Below are 18,309 nucleotides of genomic sequence, written 5' to 3'. Positions count from 1 at the left end.
ACAAAAGGTATAAAATCCTTTCATGAAACGTTTCAATACCCTAATGACAGAAATTTATCCCTTCTTTTACTAGACCTTGATATGTGACTGTTGGTATTCAGTAGGAGTCATACCAAACTCCTCTTTAAAACATTTCGTAAAATACTTAGGATTACTGAATCCTACAGCGTATGCCACTTCAGATATGGTCTGAGTACGTGCAAGCAACATCATGCAGGCACGCTTCATCTTTATATTGCGTACAAAGTCTAAAGGCGTCAACCCGGTCATAGCCTTTATTTTACGATATAAAGTAGATTTGGACATGTTCATTTCTCCAGAAAGTCTTTCCAAATCAAATTCAGACTCTTCCAGATGTTGTTCTATGCTTGCAATAATAGACTGCAGAAACAACTTGTTAGCAGACGGATAAGCTAAAGTTTCCAAATTGACGTCTTCTTCTTTACGAAAAGCCGCCTGACGCATCTTAAACGATCTGATAAGATTATCCACACGGGCAAAAAGTACTTTCATTTCAAATGGCTTTGCAATATAACCATCCGCTCCGGCATCATAACTGGCTATCCGGTCATCAATACCGTTCTTCGCCGTAAGTATGATCACTGGAATATGATTAAAACGCAAATCCGACTTGATGCGGGTGCAAAGCTCCCAACCATTGATATCAGGCAACATCACATCGCAAATAATCATATCCACTTCATGATTGCTTAGTTTATCCCAAGCTTGCTGTCCGTCTGCCGCAGTCCATACACTATACTTTTCCTTAAACATCTCTTTCATTATATAGAGTAATTCTGCATTATCATCTATCAACAGAAGGGTAGATTTATCCGTAGCTCCATCGGATGAAACGTCATCTTCTGCTACAATTGCACATTCGGTGATATCCATTGTCACACCTTCCATCTCATCCACTATTTCATCATGCTTATACCCCATTCTGTCAATGGGAAGTTCTACCGTAAAACAGGTACCTTTACCTAATTCACTGTCTACTGTAATAGTTCCATGATGAAGATTCACCAACTCTTTCGTCAAAGAAAGCCCGATACCATTCGATTCTATTCCCACCCGTTTCTTACTACTATAAAAACGAGTAAAAATATAATTGATTTCTTTAGGTGAGATACCTATTCCCTCATCCTTTATTTTGATAACCAAGACCTTATTTCCTTCCTTATTTATAAGATATACGTTTACTTTGATACATTTATATTCGGGAGTGTATTTTATGGCATTCGATAACAGGTTATATATTATTTTGTCTAATTTATCAAAATCCAGATAACCTTTAATTTCCAATGGTTCTACGTCAATCTCTAAAATTATGCCTTTCTTTTGAGCAAGAGGAAGAAAATTCGTCTTGCAAATATTCTGTATAAACTCACTGATATTTCCTTCGGACACATTCAGATTCATTTTTCCCACATCCATCTTTCTAAAGTCCAAAATCTGCTGTATTAACCGTTTCAGTTTGTCGGCATTGGATTTCAGTATTACAGACTGTTGTCGGATAGCAGGAACTTTTTGTTCCAAATGGTCAGTAATACAAGAAATGACTGTCAGCGGAGTTAGTAATTCATGAGAGATATTTGTAAAATAGTTCAATTTTGTCCGTGCCAGCTCTTCTTTTAGTTTCACTTCATTTTTGATTTTAATACGCTGCGCATAAGTATGAAAAGACAGATAGACAGCAAGTACAATCAAAACAAGGTAAACCATATATGCCAACCAAGTTTCATAAAAAGCCGGAGCCTGAACAATAACCAATACAACTTTGCCTTCCGTCCATTTTCCTTGTCCATATTTCCATTTTAACCAGAATGAATAAGTACCTTTCTTTAACTGATTATAAAAAGCAGAATTCTTATCATAGGGCAGATATACCCAATCCTTATCTACTCCATCCAATTTATAAGCCATCTCTACCTTGGAATTCAATGAATAGATAAGCGATGAAAAAAATATTTCTATATTTCTGGAATTGGGGGCCAAAGAAATCCGGTTGATGGTATGAAGTGATTCATCTTCAGCAAAGAATATACTTTTATTTTCAATTTTTACATCCGTAACGACAGAAGAAAACTGTATCTTATCCGCCAATGAGACACTACCAGACTGAATATGTATAAAACCACGATGCCCACCTACATACAGCCCTCCTTGCCTGTCCCTGCTTATCGCTCTGTATCTGAATACATCAACCCATATGTTCCCATCCGAAGTAGCATAATTCATACATACCTTCTGATAAATATTATATTGAAGCACCTTTTTGTTAGTTATAATCCACACATTGTTTTCATCAGCAAGTAATCCCAACACAGAGCAATCATCTATCTGATTATCCAAAGCCATATTTTCAAATGCCTCTTTATTCGTATCCGATTTGAATATTCTTCCTAAAGAAGAAACCAACCATAAGCAACCCTCCCTATCTATACAGGCATGATTTACATTTTCCTGTCCTGAAAGGACTGGAATACAAGCTTTTAATTCATAAGATATATTCCTATCAATACAGCTTAACCTGTACACCTTTTTATCAGTAGACACTCCCCATATGTTACCTTCCCTATCACTTGTCAAGGAAGACATCTCTGGAAAATCAGAACTTGCTACAAGTAAAATAGAATTATCAGGACGCTTTACATAAAGCCCCGACTGGCTAAAAATCCATAAACAACCTTTATTATCCTCAATCAAGTCCCTGATATTTCCCGGATTATAGATTTGTTTTTCCAAATCAATATCCTCTTCCAACTGTATCTTCATACCCTGATGAGTCATTCTCATTACCCGTGCACCATATCTGGGACTGATCCATACTCCTTCCTTAAGCTTGGATTTCACAATAATGCTTACTTCGCCCGGATTTGACAAATTATTACCACTATTATCTGCAAATAGATCTTGTGACAAATCATACAGGCAAAGCCCGTATCTATCCTGATTGACCCACATTACATCATTTTTATCCAAGCAAAGATTCAAGATATTTGCATCCCAACCCATGTGTTTTTTAAGTTGCGGCAAAGGATAATTATCAATCTTCGAATTATCAAAGAAAATAGTATATGCCATATCATAAGACCCCAGCCACAGATTCCCTTCTCTGTCTTTCATGATTTTAGTGTACATCATGTGTGTATCTACCAAATCATGTATATCCACAGATACCAATGTACCCTCTTCGGTATATTGCAAGGCGTAAAGTTCATTATAAGACAATAGCCACAAGTAGCCGAATGTATTATCTTGCGTCATACTATAAAAGATCGGTTCCGTTTCCCCACTTCTGGAATTGATAATATGATGCCTTTTATAACATTCCTCTCCTTCTTTTTGTGGAAAAAACTGCCATAATCCTTCACCCCACGTACCAATCCAATAATTGCCCGATTGATCTTGACACATAGTATAAGGTGCATTATTCTTGCCTAATGGAGGATAAGTAATAAAGGAATCTGACTTATCATCATACTTGAACAAGCCTCCTCCCGTAAGTACCCACATATTTCCCTCTCTATCCTGATAAACAAAATTGATAGTATGCTTATTCTGTTGCGAGCCAAAAATATCATATTCCCTCGCAATAGAAGCCGTAGAATTACATCTATATATTGTATTACCAGCTCCTATCCAAATATTGTCTTCCTTATCTGCTGCCATATAATTAATCCCCTTATCCAGCAGTCTTGTATCCGGAAAAGGAATTATTTTACAAGTTTGTTTATCATAAAGATTTAATCCTTTCCATGTACCAATCCATACATAGCGAGAATTATCCACTATATTTGAAATTGAATTATTTGTAAGCAAATTCAGATTTTTATAATCAGACCGAAAAGGTTGTAAGCGGAAACCATCATACCTTGCCAGCCCGTTAGTGGTTCCTATCCATAAATATCCTTCTCTATCCTGATAGATATCAAAAATCTCATTAGAAGAAAGTTGATAAAAAAAAGGAAGCTGTTTGGAGATCATATGTTGTGCACAAACAGAGTAATTACCAAAAAATAAAAAGAGAAAGAGGAAAAAGTACTTCATAGTTATCAGATATATTGATGAAACAAAGTTATGGAAATTAATTGTTTTGTAGATGATTTTGGCAAAGAATTCGTATTGAAACAGGAAAAATAATACATCTACACCTTAAACATCTAAATAATATACTTGTAAGTTCTATAATCTTATCCTCGGAAGATTATAAATCTTACAACTGCTATTTGTCTAAATAAATATAATAATTTTTGGAGGTATATATATTATATATTCCTCCAAAAAGTGTCATCAAAAAGAAATCTATATACATAACAAGAAGTTTTTTATTTCTGTTCTTTCCATATATCTCCCCGACTTTCATTATCTTTGCAATCACTTAATAACAAAGATATTAAATAACAAAAAATAGATCATGGAATACAATTTCAGAGAGATTGAAAAGAAATGGCAGCAAAGATGGGCAGAGAACCATACCTATCAAGTGACTGAAGACGAAAGCAAAAAGAAATTCTACGTATTGAATATGTTCCCTTATCCGTCGGGAGCCGGATTGCACGTAGGACATCCGTTGGGATACATAGCCAGTGATATTTACGCCCGTTACAAACGCTTGCAAGGTTTCAACGTGCTGAATCCGATGGGATATGACGCATATGGACTTCCTGCAGAACAATACGCTATACAAACCGGACAACACCCTGCCATCACCACTGTGAACAATATCAACCGCTATCGTGAACAGTTGGACAAAATCGGCTTCTCTTTTGATTGGAACCGTGAAGTACGTACTTGTGAACCAGGATATTACCATTGGACTCAGTGGGCTTTCCAACAAATGTTCAACAGCTATTATTGTAACGATACACAGCAGGCACGCCCCATCAGCGAACTAACGGAAGCATTTGCCCGGTACGGCAACGAAGGACTGAATGCGGCTTGCAGCGAAGAACTCAGCTTTACAGCCGAAGAATGGAATGCCAAAAGCGAAAAAGAACAACAGGAAATCCTGATGAACTACCGCATTGCCTATTTGGGAGAAACCATGGTGAACTGGTGCCCGCAACTAGGAACTGTTCTTGCCAATGACGAAGTGGTGGATGGAGTTTCGGAACGCGGCGGTTTCCCCGTCGTTCAGAAAAAAATGCGCCAATGGTGTTTACGCGTATCGGCTTACGCACAACGGCTGCTGGACGGACTGGACACTGTGGACTGGACTGATTCACTGAAAGAAACACAGCGTAACTGGATTGGACGCTCGGAAGGTACGGAAGTACAATTCAAAGTGAAAGACAGTGATATTGAATTCACTATCTTTACTACCCGTGCAGATACCATGTTCGGTGTAACCTTCATGGTACTGGCGCCCGAAAGCGAACTGGTTCCCCAACTTACTACTGAAGCACAGAAAGCCGAAGTGGAAGCCTATCTGGACCGCACCAAGAAACGTACGGAACGTGAACGTATCGCCGACCGCCGCGTAACCGGTGTATTCAGTGGCTCATACGCCATCAATCCGTTTACCGGCGAGGCTGTTCCCGTATGGATCAGTGATTACGTATTGGCAGGTTATGGAACAGGCGCCATCATGGCGGTTCCTGCTCACGACAGCCGTGACTACGCTTTTGCAAAACATTTCAATCTGCCTATCGTTCCGTTGGTAGAAGGTTGTGATGTAAGTGAAGAAAGTTTCGATGCCAAAGAAGGTATTGTTTGCAACTCACCCCGCAAGGATGTCACTCCTTATTGTGACCTTTCTTTAAACGGACTGACCATCAAAGAAGCTATCGCAGCTACCAAAGAATATGTGAAAGCCCATAATTTGGGACGCGTGAAAGTGAATTATCGTCTTCGTGACGCCATCTTCTCACGCCAGCGCTATTGGGGTGAACCGTTCCCTGTATATTACAAAAACGGTATGCCTTATATGATTGACTCATCTAAATTGCCGCTTGAACTTCCCGAAGTAGCTAAGTTCCTGCCAACCGAAACAGGCGAACCTCCATTGGGACATGCCACCAAGTGGGCCTGGGATGTAGAAAAAGGTGAAGTCGTGGAAAACAACTTGATTGACAACGTCACTATATTCCCGCTTGAACTGAATACCATGCCGGGCTTCGCAGGTTCATCCGCATACTATCTGCGCTATATGGACCCACACAACGCACAAGCACTAGTATCAGAAAAGGCAGATCATTACTGGCAAAATGTAGATCTCTATGTAGGCGGCACCGAACATGCTACGGGTCACTTGATTTATTCTCGTTTCTGGAACAAGTTCCTGCATGATCTGGGCGTAAGTATCAAGGAAGAACCATTCCAAAAATTAGTAAACCAAGGAATGATTCAGGGACGAAGCAATTTTGTATATCGCATCAAAGACACCAACACCTTTGTGTCATTGAACCTGAAAGACCAGTACGAAACCACTCCGCTGCATGTGGATGTGAATATTGTATCCAACGATATTCTGGATGTAGAAGCTTTCAAAGCATGGCGTCCTGAGTATAACGATGCTGAGTTTATCCTGGAAGATGGAAAATATATCTGCGGATGGGCGGTAGAGAAGATGAGTAAATCCATGTACAACGTAGTCAATCCGGATATGATTGTCGAGAAATACGGTGCCGACACGCTGCGTATGTACGAAATGTTCCTCGGTCCGGTAGAACAGTCCAAACCTTGGGATACCAATGGTATTGACGGTGTTCACCGTTTCTTGAAGAAACTGTGGAATCTGTTCTATAGCCGCACAGACGAATTCTTGCCTGTAGAGGGTGAACCGACTAAAGAAGAGTTGAAAGCAATTCATAAGCTGATTAAAAAGGTAACCGGAGATATTGAAACTTTCTCTTACAACACTTCTATCAGTGCATTCATGATTTGTGTAAACGAACTTACTTCATTGAAATGTCGCAATAAAGAGGTATTGAGCAATCTCATCATCCTGTTAGCTCCGTTCGCTCCACATTATGCAGAAGAACTTTGGGAAGCTTTGGGAAATACCACCAGCGTATGCGATGCACAATGGCCTGCATTCAATGAAGATTACCTGAAAGAAGACACTGTAAAATACACTATCTCTTTCAATGGCAAAGCACGTTTCACCATGGATTTCGCCGCTGATGCTGATAACAATACCATTCAGACAACAGTTATGGCAGATGAACAAGCCCAGAAATGGATTGAAGGCAAAACCCCGAAAAAGGTAATCATCGTTCCCAAAAAAATTGTAAACATCGTATTATAATCGATACTATCCTTGAGGTGTGTCAAAAGCAGTAACTTTTGACACACCTTTCTACTTACATTAAAAACAATCCTCATTACCATGGACCAAATATTAAAAATCAAACTAGGCAGAGAGGTAAAAGACTATTTATCCATTACCTTCGGACTGATTTGCTATGCACTGGGATGGGCGGCTTTCTTACTGCCTTATCAAATAACTACAGGCGGAGTAACCGGTATTTCAGCCATTATATATTATGTTACAGGCATTGAAATCCAGGTTTCTTATTTTATTATCAACGCTGTTTTTTTAGGTTTCGCATTAAAGATACTAGGACCTAAATTCAGCCTTAAAACCATTTATGCCATCTTTATGCTGACATTCCTATTATGGCTCTTTCAAGCATTATTGAAAAACCCGGATGGTACACTGCCGCAATTGTTAGGACCGGGACAAGAATTCATGGCTTGTGTAGTAGGTGCCGGCTTGCTGGGATTTGGTATCGGCATTGTTTTCTGCAATAATGGAAGTACCGGCGGAACGGATATCATTGCCTGGATTATCAATAAATATAAAGATGTAACCCTTGGCCGCATGATGATGTATTGTGATATTGTCATCATATCCTCCTGTTATTTCATATTCCATGACTGGAAACGGGTGTTGTTTGGTTTCTGCGTATTGTTTATTATGAGCATTGTGATTGATTATGTTATAAACAGTTCACGCCAATCCGTACAGTTCCTTATTTTCTCGCGTAAACATGATGAAATAGCCGAAGGAATCACCAAACAAATAGATCGTGGAGTTACCTTATTGGATGGTACAGGATGGTATAGCAAACAAGGAATCAAGGTCGTAGTGGTACTGGCAAAGAAAAGCCAGTCACTGGATATATTCCGATTGGTGAAAGATATTGATCCCAATGCATTTATATCACAAAGTAATGTGGTAGGAGTGTATGGCGAAGGATTCGACAAACTAAAAATAAAGTAACTAAAAAATAATCTCTTCCATTGCTTCACTGTTTCTGCATTGAAAAACAGAACGATGAAGCAATGATAGGATTACTACATATCGGTTAATCTATTTTCTCAAATTTCTATTTTATACAATATATGTCTGCATAACCAATGCCCTTGTTCCACCAAAGGATGATCGAACTCTTTTTCAAAATGCATTCCTATTTTCTGCATGACCCGTTCAGAGCGTTTATTGGGTATGGCAGTGAACGAATATACCGTTTTAAAAGGTAAATTATCACTCGCATAATCCAGACAGGCAGAAGCGGCTTCTGTGGCATATCCCTTTCCCCATGCATCCCGGCACAACCGCCAGCCTATTTCCACTCCGGGAGTAAAATCCGACTCGAAAGCAATATTATGAAAACCCACATAGCCTAGAAAATTCTGAGTTTCTTTACATTCTACAGCATACAAACCATAACCATATTCTTCAAATTCTTTCCGGATACGACAATAAAAAGCCATCGTTTCTTCCTCTGTCAAAGTAGTGAGAAAGAATTCCATTACTTCTTTATCACTGTTCATACGGACAAACGGAAGAATATCTTCTTCCTCCCAGTCCCGTAACAACAAATGAGGAGTTTCTATATATACCATACTATCAAGTATCAAATGATACCAACAAAAATAATCAAAAATTGAAAATACACATAGCAAACAAATTACTATTTACCTTTTCACCTATATTATTCTGTCAGGAATTATCTTACTTTGGTTCATTCTCAGTATCTTTGCATTCAATTAATATGATATAAAATGAAAAAGAAATTAGTATTTGCTACAAACAATGCTCATAAACTGGATGAAATATCCTCCATTCTAGGAGAAAAAGTTGAATTATTGAGTTTGAAAGATATCCATTGCCATGTTGATATCCCCGAAACTGCTGATACGTTGGAAGGCAATGCTATGCTGAAAGCGGAGTATATTTATAAAAACTACGGTTTAGACTGTTTTGCCGACGATACAGGCCTGGAAGTGGAAGCTTTGAATGGTGCTCCGGGTGTTTATTCCGCCCGTTATGCCGGAGGCGAAGGACACAATGCGGAAGCCAATATGCAAAAATTATTGCAGAATATGCAAGGAGTGCAAAATAGAAAAGCACAATTCCGCACAGCTATCTGCCTGATTCTGGATGGAAAGAAGCATTTGTTCGAAGGAATTGTAAAAGGTGAGATTATCAAAGAAAAACGAGGTTCGTCAGGTTTCGGATACGACCCTATCTTTGTGCCCGAAGGATATACTAAAACTTTTGCCGAACTAGGCAATGAGACGAAAAACAAAATCAGTCACCGTGCACTGGCCGTAGAGAAACTTTGCCGGTTTCTGAAGGCGTAACTATATAAATTAGTTATATCATTTGTTTACCTCTATTGAGCCTCATAAAAACAAGTATTCTGTTTTCCTTTGAAAACAATTTTGACGGAATAATGATTTCCATGAGAACCATTATTCCGTCAAAACAAATCTTTAATGAAACAGAAATGTCACTCCTATTCCGATGATAAATCCTTTCCAGAAGAATTCCCCTTTACTTTTAAGAATAACAGAAACGTCTTTTATTAACCACATCTTGTTATCTTTTACAAAAGTCATAATCCCAGCTTCTCCGAAATTTCCAGCATCTTCTTGATAGGTTTCACTGCCTCCTCAGCTACCGCTTCATCCACTGTCACTTCCGGCCATTCATACTTTAACGTATTGTACAGCTTCTCCAGCGTATTCAGACGCATGAAATTACATTCATTGCAAGCGCAGGTACTGTCTTCGGGAGGAGCGGGAATAAAGTTCTTCTCAGGACATTTCTTACGCATCTCGTGCAAAATACCGCTTTCTGTAGCCACAATAAAGTCTTTTTTGTCACTGGCAATGGCATATTTCAACAATCCTGCCGTAGAAGCAACCTTGTCGGCCAGTTTGGAAACGGCTCCTTTACATTCGGGATGAACCAGAACAGCAGCGTCAGGATACTGTTTTTTCAACTCCAGTATTTTCTCCACAGAGAACTGTTCGTGCACATGGCAGGCACCATCCCAAAGCAACATATTGCGTCCTGTAATCGAATTGATATAATTACCCAAATTTCTATCCGGACCGAAAATAATCTTTTCATCTGCCGGAAAACTTTCTACGATCTGCTTGGCATTAGTAGAAGTGACCACCACATCGGTCACCGCTTTAACAGCCGCTGTAGTGTTAACATACGAAATCACTGTATAATCCGGATGCTCTTGGACAAATTTAGCAAACTCATCAGCAGGACAACTGTCGGCCAATGAACAGCCTGCATTCAAATCCGGTACCAGCACTTTTTTATCAGGACAAAGAATCTTAGCCGTTTCACCCATAAAGTGGACACCACACATCACAATGATATCCGCATCCGTTTTAGCCGCCCATTGTGCCAGCGCCAAGCTGTCACCTACAAAGTCGGCAATATCTTGTATTTCGCCCGACTGGTAATAGTGACCTAGGATAAGCGCATTCTTTTCCTTACGCAACTTATCAATTTCAGTTTTCAAATCCAGAGTTTTGTCTACCGGTTCGGTAACATACCCTTTTTTCAACCATTCCTCTTTATTCATTATATCTATATTTTTTCTCCTTCTTTCAAAAAAAGAAATATGGTATTGATAATATGCAAAGTTAAAAACTTTATGGTTATGACCACCCAAAATAGTGATTTTTATTTCCCCGACTTCAATGTACCTGCATTGCTATCTTCGTTATACACACGTTTCTGCATGGTTTCATACTTACGTCCAAAACTGATATTCCATGATACTTTTGCCACAAACAGGCGGCAGCTCTCTTTCACATACCACCAATTCTTAGAAGGAGCCACTTTACTGAACATTTCTCCTCCCATTCTGTAATTATCAACAAATGGATTCAAAGTCATCACCCCGATATTTAAACGCTTGTATCGATAGGACAATCCCAAGGTATGAAAACTCTCCCCGTATGACAATGTTTCCCCATAGAAATTATTCCGATGATTTTCCATTTGAAAGAATCCGGACCATCTTTTATAAGATGCCATCACTTCGGCCCTGTAATACCAATTGGTATATGTATGATGATAATCCAAGCCACGACTATCATAATAATTTATACCGGTGGAAAAAGAAAAAGTCAAAATATCTTTCAGAGGACCGAGTTTCAATTCCAACTCAGGATTCAATTTCTGCCAACTTAACTGATTGGCATTGGTACGGACAAAACTGTTATTCTTATCTCGTATGGTTTCTTCCATGATAGGCCTGTGCTGATACTGATACGACAAGTGAAAATTACCACTAAACAAACCTTTTCGGAAATCTGCCTCCAACTCATTTTTATATACTGTGAATATCTTTAATTCCGGATTTCCGCTTCTCACCTGCAAAGAGTCAATCAATTGTCTCACATTTCCCATATCGGACAAACCGGGAGATTTACGTGAAATCTGTCCCCGGTAACGGACAAAGACATTATCTGAAAATTGATACCCAAATCTCAAACGGGGCAATAACGAATACCTGTTATATCCTTCCTCTTTCTGTTTGAATCGTGAATAACTGCCTTGCAGTCCAAAAGAATAATTGAAACGATCCATTTTCCCACTGTATTCCACATAAGCTGTCGCATGGGTTTCATGCATCTTTGTTTCAGATGACTCGTTTCCACCATAGGTATTGTCCGCCAGACTTTGCTGATATTTCAGTCCTGCACTCAATCTGCTCTTCTTGGTTATTTTCCTTTCATAAATACCCTCTCCTATAAATGAGTATTTATTTCCCGATACAGTAGAATAAATATCAGTCAGCGGTTCATCACTCTTCTCCTCCGTATAACTCCTGTCACTTTGAGTGTCAATATAAGTAGTCACAGCATTGATAATCAATGACTGGTCATTGTTCAGTTTACATTGAAAATACAAGTCCACCGACGGACGGGAAGTCCGGCCCGTACTATGTTCTTTCATCATCAAAATTTCTTCAGGCTTCTCCAAAACATACAGACTGCTTTGGTTATTCTGCTTGTTCTTATTAAAAGCCCACCGTACAGTGGAATTAAAGAACCATTTCCCCTGATCCTGAAAACTATAATTCAATCCTATATTATGTCCATAAGTGGAAATTCTACTCGGAATGCCATCTTCCACCCGTGTAAAGGAAGAACCATCCTCATAGCGGAAAGTTTCCCAATTATTACGCCAATAATTATCTACCGAACGATAAACATTATTATAATTCAAACCGAATTCTGACTTTTTATGGTTTATCTTCACCATAAAATTATTGTTTCCAAAAAGTACGTGCGGAGAATCCTGCGCATCCAAAGCCACATAGCCACCGGTTTCATGCCGTCTTACAATGTAATCAATCACAGCAGCCGTATGATCCCCATATCGCAAACCGGGAGCATCATGATATTCTATACGAATCACATCTTCAGTACGAAGAACCAATATATCCTGTATCTCGGCATTTACTCCATTCATCCGTAACTGTACATCCCCTTCACCGGAGGATGTTACCTTGTTACGCATTTGATCCACTTGTATTCTGCTCAGCTTCATCTGCTGCAATAAAGACAGACCATTGCCGGCCGATTTTAACTGATGTGCTGTAGGAAGGATAATTTTCCTGTCGGCGGCATTTATCACACTGGCTCCCGTTACCACCACTTCCTTTAACAGGATCGATTCCGGAGATATCATGATAACGCCTAAATCCTTAGAAACAGCTAAATGATCCAATGATATAATCCGGGAGGTATATCCCATACCGGAAATACAAAGCAGATAACTTCCAGCTTGGATATTCTCCATCATGAACCTTCCTTTACTGTCGGTTACTCCTCCGGCTATAAATATAGAATCCTTTGTCTGCAATACGACATTCGCAAATTCCACCGCTTCATTTTCTGAAACAACTTTTCCTTTAACCTGTACATTTTGAGCAAAAAGTATGCAGCACATACACAAAAGTGATGTGGCAACCAATATTCTTTTTATCATATTCTTTATCTTAGTGCATTAGTTAATAAAAAGACCGCGATCTTCTACCTTTTATTTCTGTTACTTAGACGCAGGAAATTACTACAGGTTACATTTCAAGAAACACAATGAACAGTTACCAACAATTTCTTTGTATCTATTATATCTATATTTTTTCTCCTTCTTTCAAAAAAAGAAATATGGTATTAATAATAGGCTGTTTATATTGTTAGTAAAAAAGAGTTCTTTCTCTTGCCTGATAAGTTATTTATATATAATACCAAAATATGAATAAATAATCAACCGGCTTAAATACTGATAATACAGGTTTTACTTATTCTATTAACATATTGTTGATAAGAATATGAGTTAAAAACTTTATGGTTATGAACGCCTGAAATAGTGATTAAATTGTGTTGATATTGATTGTTTAAGTTATGTGATTAATTTTTGGATTGTTGATTTTAAGTGTACATTATACCATTATTTGAAATATGCAAGAAATACTTTTGAAATGATATCCTCATCCTTTTTACATGTTTTCAACCGTTATCAACAGGGGGATGTGAATTAGTTATTATCTTTTCTTGTATAAAGAAATCCATCTGTTTTACAATTGAGTTTAGGACTGAAGTAAAAATAAAAAGAGAGTAGGAGAGACTTCTTTTTCATTATATAGGCGTAAAGATCATAGATTTTTATGTAAGTTTGTAACCGTTAATAATAAAGTAGAAAATAGAGTATGAGGAAACTCAAAATAACAGAACTGAACCGGCTTACTGTAGACGAATTCAAGAAAGCCGATAAGTTGCCTTTAGCAGTGGTGCTGGATGAAGTACGCAGTTTACACAACATAGGGTCAGTGTTTCGCACATCGGATGCATTTTTGGTAGATTGCATTTATTTATGTGGTATTACAGCCACTCCTCCCCATCCCGAAATGCATAAAACAGCTTTAGGAGCTGAGTATTCGGTGGAGTGGAGATATAAAAAGAATACGCTTGATGCCGTTCAGGAACTTCATGATCAAGGGTTTACCGTATTGGCTATCGAACAGGTGGAAGGCAGTACTTTGCTGGATAAACTGGAACTGGATGCCGATAAAAAATATGCCATCGTAATGGGAAATGAAGTGAAAGGGGTACAGCAGGAAGTGGTCAATGCTTGCGACGGTTGTGTTGAGATTCCCCAATACGGCACAAAACATTCGTTGAATGTATCGGTTACCACAGGAATTATTTTATGGGAGTTTGCCAATAAATTAATGAAATTCAGATAATAAGAGTAAAATTCAAACAGTAGGAATCAGTTAGATTTGTCCGTTTTCAACTAACAATACCACCCGTTCGGTCAGTCGATCCTCTCCCTCCGGATGATATTCTTTCTTCAGGCTGGCACCAAAAAGTGCTGCAAAAGTTTGATAGAATCCGGCTTTAAAGGGTCCCATAAAAGCTTTTACCAATTCATAAGAGGAAGAATCCGTCTGACGGTTTACTAACTTTATCAACAGTTTACCCTGTGAAAAGGTTAATTTCTTCATAATCGGTGTATATTGCTCTTTTAGTCCCTTCTCTACGAGTTTCAGGTGCTTTTCCCTGGCTTTTTTGTCAGGCAGTGTTTCTATATATTCGTAAGTTTCTATCACAGCACGGTTAATTTCACGGGCTAATGGCAGGGTTTTCTTCACATTCCTTACCAGGCGGTAGTATTCCCGTCTTTCTTTTTCGTTTTTGAATTTTAATGGTCTGAAAATGTATACATTAGGTAACTGTACAGCTGGAATAGTATCTCCTTTGTATACACATACAGGTACCATGTATCCGTTTATAGTAGTCGTTTGTTGCTGGGAATAAGCAGCAGCGGCTATAAAGGAAAAAAACAATGCTATAAAGAGTTTCCTTTTCATCTTGGTGCAAAAGTAGCAAGAAATATGATTACTCTGTATAGTGGATAAAACTATTTAACTTAAAACACGCCAATGAATTACAAAATGAACAGGTTGTTAAGAGTAATGTTAATTATCTGTATTACAATACTTTTATCGGTGCATAACCTGTGTGCGCAGGAAGTATGGGAAGAACTGGCAGAGCAATTGATGGATGAAGATGAAAACAGTTCGTTTCAATGGGATACTCACTTTGAGGAGCTTTCCGAATTACGTGAAAATCCCATCAATATCAATACAGCAACTAAAGAGCAACTGGAACGTTTTCCATTTCTCTCTGACCAACTGGTAGAGAATATATTGTATTATCTGTACAAATATGGTCCTATGCTTACCCGCAATGAGTTATGGATGATTGAAGATATTGACAGGCAGACTATTCACTATTTACTACCCTTTATTTACTTTGAAACTCCTGAAAAAGAGCAATATAAACCAAATATAAAGCGAATATTGAAATACGGTAAACAAGAGTTATCAACACGTGTCGATATTCCTTTTTATACGAAGGCCGGGTATCAACAGTACCCGGCAGAAACTTTAAAAAAGAATCCGAACAAACAGTATTTGGGATATGGATATTATCATAATCTGCGATATAGTTTTCATTATCGGGATCAGATTTATGCAGGAATTACTGCTGAAAAGGATGCAGGAGAACCTTTCTTTACCGGACAAAATAAAAAAGGTTATGATTTTTATTCACTATACTTGTTAATTCGTAATATAGGTCATATCAAGACTTTAGCTCTTGGTAATTACCGTGTCAGCTATGGTTATGGACTAGTTATCAACACTGATTTCGGGATGGGAAAAACAGCTACACTCTCTACTTTGGGAAATAAGAGCCGGGGCATACGCAAGCATTCTTCTACCGATGAATATAACTATTTTCAAGGAATGGCAGTCAGCTATAAGTTGGCGAAAAGATGGACATTGGATGGTTTCTATTCTTATCGGAAGATGGATGGTATTGTTGATAACCAGTTTATAAGGTCGTTGAAAAAAGATGGATATCATCGGTTGTATCGTGAGTTTGAGAAGAAAAATACATTAACTAATCAGTTGGTTGGCAGTAATTTAAATTATAATGGAAAGTACTGTGAGTTAGGATTAACAGCTGTTTATAATGTTTTCAACAAGCCGTTGAATCCTGAGAAGAAGTACTATAATATTTATTATCCCCGTGGAAAGGACTTTTATAATGTGGGAGGAGATTATAAATTCTTTTGGAAACGCTTCTCTTTATTGGGTGAAACGGCTATAGACAAATGTGGTACTTGGGCAACCATGAATATGTTACGTTATTCACCGAAAGGAGGAACACAGTTAATAGTTATGAACAGGTATTATGATGCCAAATATCAATCGGTTTATGCTCGTTCTATAGGAGAGGGAAGTACGGTACAAAATGAGAGTGGATTTTATATAGGATTGGAAACCAGTATTTTAAAGTATATCAAAATGACCTGTTATGGTGATTTTTTCTATTTCCCTTGGAAGAAATATTTAGTAAGCAAAGCAGGAACCAAAGGATTGGATGGATTACTCCAATTAAGTTATTCACCTACTTATGAACTGGAAATGTTTATAAGATATCGTTATAAAAAGAAGGAAAAGGACTTCACTGCTGCGGATAAAACCAAGCAAACTATTCCATCTATTCAGCAGAAATGCCGATACCAATTGAATTATAGCGTGAAAGATAAACTGACATTGAAAACCATAGCGGATTATGTACGCATCAACTTTCGTGGGCAATCTGCTTCCAATGGTTTTCTGGTTTCTCAAAGTGCTGCTTATACATTTCATTTGCTTCCTCTTCAGCTTGATTTGAGTGCCGCATGGTTTAATACGGATGACTATAATTCCCGTCTTACTATCTATGAAAAGAGTGTGCTCTATGCTTTTTCCATGCCTTCATTCTATTATAAAGGTATGCGTGTGGCAGTGAACGCCCGTTATGAATTGAATAAACACATTATCTTGCAGGCCAAGTACGGAACTACCCATTATTTCAATCGGGATAAGATAAGTTCCGCTTTGGAGGAAATTGACGGCAGTACAAAGAGTGACCTTTATTTGCAGTTGAGACTGAAATTTTGAAAAACATTCTGTATTTTTGTACTGTTATCAACTGAAAAAAGAACTATGTCAACAGTCATTTATCCTTCTCCCATCTTCGGTCCGGTACATAGTCGTCGTTTGGGAGTGTCTTTAGGAATCAATCTTCTTCCTGAAGATGGTAAATTTTGTACCTTCGATTGCATTTATTGCGAATGTGGTTTTAATGAAGATCATCGTCCCCAAAAGAAACTGCCTACTCGCGAGCAGGTTCGTGAGGCTTTGGAAGCCCGTTTGATTGATATGCAGCAAAATGGTCCTAAACCGGATGTGCTGACTTTTGCCGGTAATGGCGAACCGACGGCTCATCCTCACTTTGCAGGAATTATAGAGGATACTTTGGCATTGCGTGATATATATTTTCCTCAGGCAAAAGTGAGTGTATTGAGTAATTCTACTTTTATTCACAAACCGGAGGTATTTGATGCATTGAATAAGATAGATAATAATATATTGAAGCTGGATACTATTGATACGGATTATATTCGATTGACAGACCGCCCGACCGGGCACTATGATGTACGGAAAATTATAAAAGGGATGAAAGCTTTCAAAGGTAATCTGATTATTCAGACCATGTTCATGAAAGGTAAATATCAAGGGCAGGATGTGGATAATACTTCAGATCGGTATGTGCTGCCCTGGCTGGAAACGGTGAAAGAGATTGCTCCCCGTCAGGTGATGATTTACACCATCGACCGTGAAACGCCCGATCATGATTTGGAAAAGGCTACTCATGAGGAATTGGACAGAATAGGAAAATTGATAAAGGATTCCGGCATTCCGGTATCGGTCTCGTATTGAGAAAAAAGTAAGTTGACTTCAAAGGGCAAGTAAGTTGACTTACTTTGCCGATGAAGTGAACTTACTTTGCTCATGAACATATCTTACTTTTTCAGGTCACTATTAAAACATATAATTTATTCCTGGATATTTTTCAAAGACTGGAGATACGTTGTTTCACATACTTGCAATTGAATGGATTTGAATAATA

General features: G+C 38.3%; 11 protein-coding genes. 6 read left to right on the top strand and 5 right to left on the bottom strand.

Annotated elements, in window-relative coordinates:
- Positions 1–69 precede the first annotated feature (69 nt).
- The gene (locus BVU_RS05815; RefSeq protein WP_011965069.1) at positions 70–4,053 is read right to left on the bottom strand and encodes a hybrid sensor histidine kinase/response regulator transcription factor; all 3,984 of its coding nucleotides are present in this window, start codon (positions 4,051–4,053) and stop codon (positions 70–72) included.
- Between the two features lie 367 nt (positions 4,054–4,420).
- On the opposite strand from BVU_RS05815, the gene leuS reads away from it, so the two are divergent.
- Entirely contained in the window at positions 4,421–7,255 is a 2,835-nt protein-coding gene (leuS, locus tag BVU_RS05810) for a leucine--tRNA ligase (RefSeq protein ID WP_005849960.1), read from the top strand.
- A gap of 81 nt (positions 7,256–7,336) precedes the next feature.
- Entirely contained in the window at positions 7,337–8,233 is an 897-nt protein-coding gene (locus tag BVU_RS05805; RefSeq protein ID WP_005849962.1) for a YitT family protein, read from the top strand.
- A 98-nt stretch (positions 8,234–8,331) separates the two neighbouring features.
- Here the strand turns inward: BVU_RS05805 and BVU_RS05800 are convergent, their stop codons facing one another.
- Positions 8,332–8,859, bottom strand: a complete 528-nt coding sequence (locus tag BVU_RS05800; protein ID WP_005844055.1) for a GNAT family N-acetyltransferase — start codon at positions 8,857–8,859, stop codon at positions 8,332–8,334.
- Between the two features lie 159 nt (positions 8,860–9,018).
- Here BVU_RS05800 and BVU_RS05795 point away from each other — a divergent pair, with 159 nt between their 5' ends.
- On the top strand, positions 9,019–9,600 hold the full coding sequence (locus tag BVU_RS05795) for a non-canonical purine NTP diphosphatase (protein ID WP_005844057.1): 582 nt from the start codon (positions 9,019–9,021) through the stop codon (positions 9,598–9,600).
- Between the two features lie 254 nt (positions 9,601–9,854).
- Here BVU_RS05795 and nadA read toward each other — a convergent pair whose 3' ends face one another.
- Both nadA and BVU_RS05785 read right to left on the bottom strand, forming a co-directional pair.
- On the bottom strand, positions 9,855–10,847 hold the full coding sequence (gene nadA / locus BVU_RS05790) for a quinolinate synthase NadA (RefSeq protein ID WP_005849968.1): 993 nt from the start codon (positions 10,845–10,847) through the stop codon (positions 9,855–9,857).
- A 101-nt stretch (positions 10,848–10,948) separates the two neighbouring features.
- The gene (locus BVU_RS05785; protein WP_011965068.1) at positions 10,949–13,267 is read right to left on the bottom strand and encodes an outer membrane beta-barrel protein; all 2,319 of its coding nucleotides are present in this window, start codon (positions 13,265–13,267) and stop codon (positions 10,949–10,951) included.
- A gap of 721 nt (positions 13,268–13,988) precedes the next feature.
- Between BVU_RS05785 and BVU_RS05780 the strand changes: the two genes are divergently transcribed.
- Positions 13,989–14,525, top strand: coding sequence for an RNA methyltransferase (locus BVU_RS05780; RefSeq protein WP_008666503.1), 537 nt, complete (start codon positions 13,989–13,991; stop codon positions 14,523–14,525).
- 30 nt (positions 14,526–14,555) lie between these two features.
- Here the strand turns inward: BVU_RS05780 and BVU_RS05775 are convergent, their stop codons facing one another.
- The gene (locus BVU_RS05775) at positions 14,556–15,062 is read right to left on the bottom strand and encodes a DUF4294 domain-containing protein (protein ID WP_007847909.1); all 507 of its coding nucleotides are present in this window, start codon (positions 15,060–15,062) and stop codon (positions 14,556–14,558) included.
- A 162-nt stretch (positions 15,063–15,224) separates the two neighbouring features.
- Here BVU_RS05775 and BVU_RS05770 point away from each other — a divergent pair, with 162 nt between their 5' ends.
- Positions 15,225–17,297, top strand: coding sequence for a helix-hairpin-helix domain-containing protein (locus BVU_RS05770; RefSeq protein WP_011965066.1), 2,073 nt, complete (start codon positions 15,225–15,227; stop codon positions 17,295–17,297).
- Positions 17,298–17,342: 45 nt separating this feature from the next.
- A complete protein-coding gene (locus BVU_RS05765) occupies positions 17,343–18,119 on the top strand; it encodes a radical SAM protein (protein WP_008666505.1) in 777 nt (258 codons plus the stop codon).
- The last annotated feature ends 190 nt before the right edge of the window (positions 18,120–18,309 follow it).

It is taken from the genome of Phocaeicola vulgatus ATCC 8482 (genome assembly GCF_000012825.1).
Lineage (GTDB): Bacteria > Bacteroidota > Bacteroidia > Bacteroidales > Bacteroidaceae > Phocaeicola > Phocaeicola vulgatus.
The sequence above is the reverse complement of the archived record's forward strand: the minus strand, read 5'-3'. Positions and strand labels throughout refer to the sequence as shown.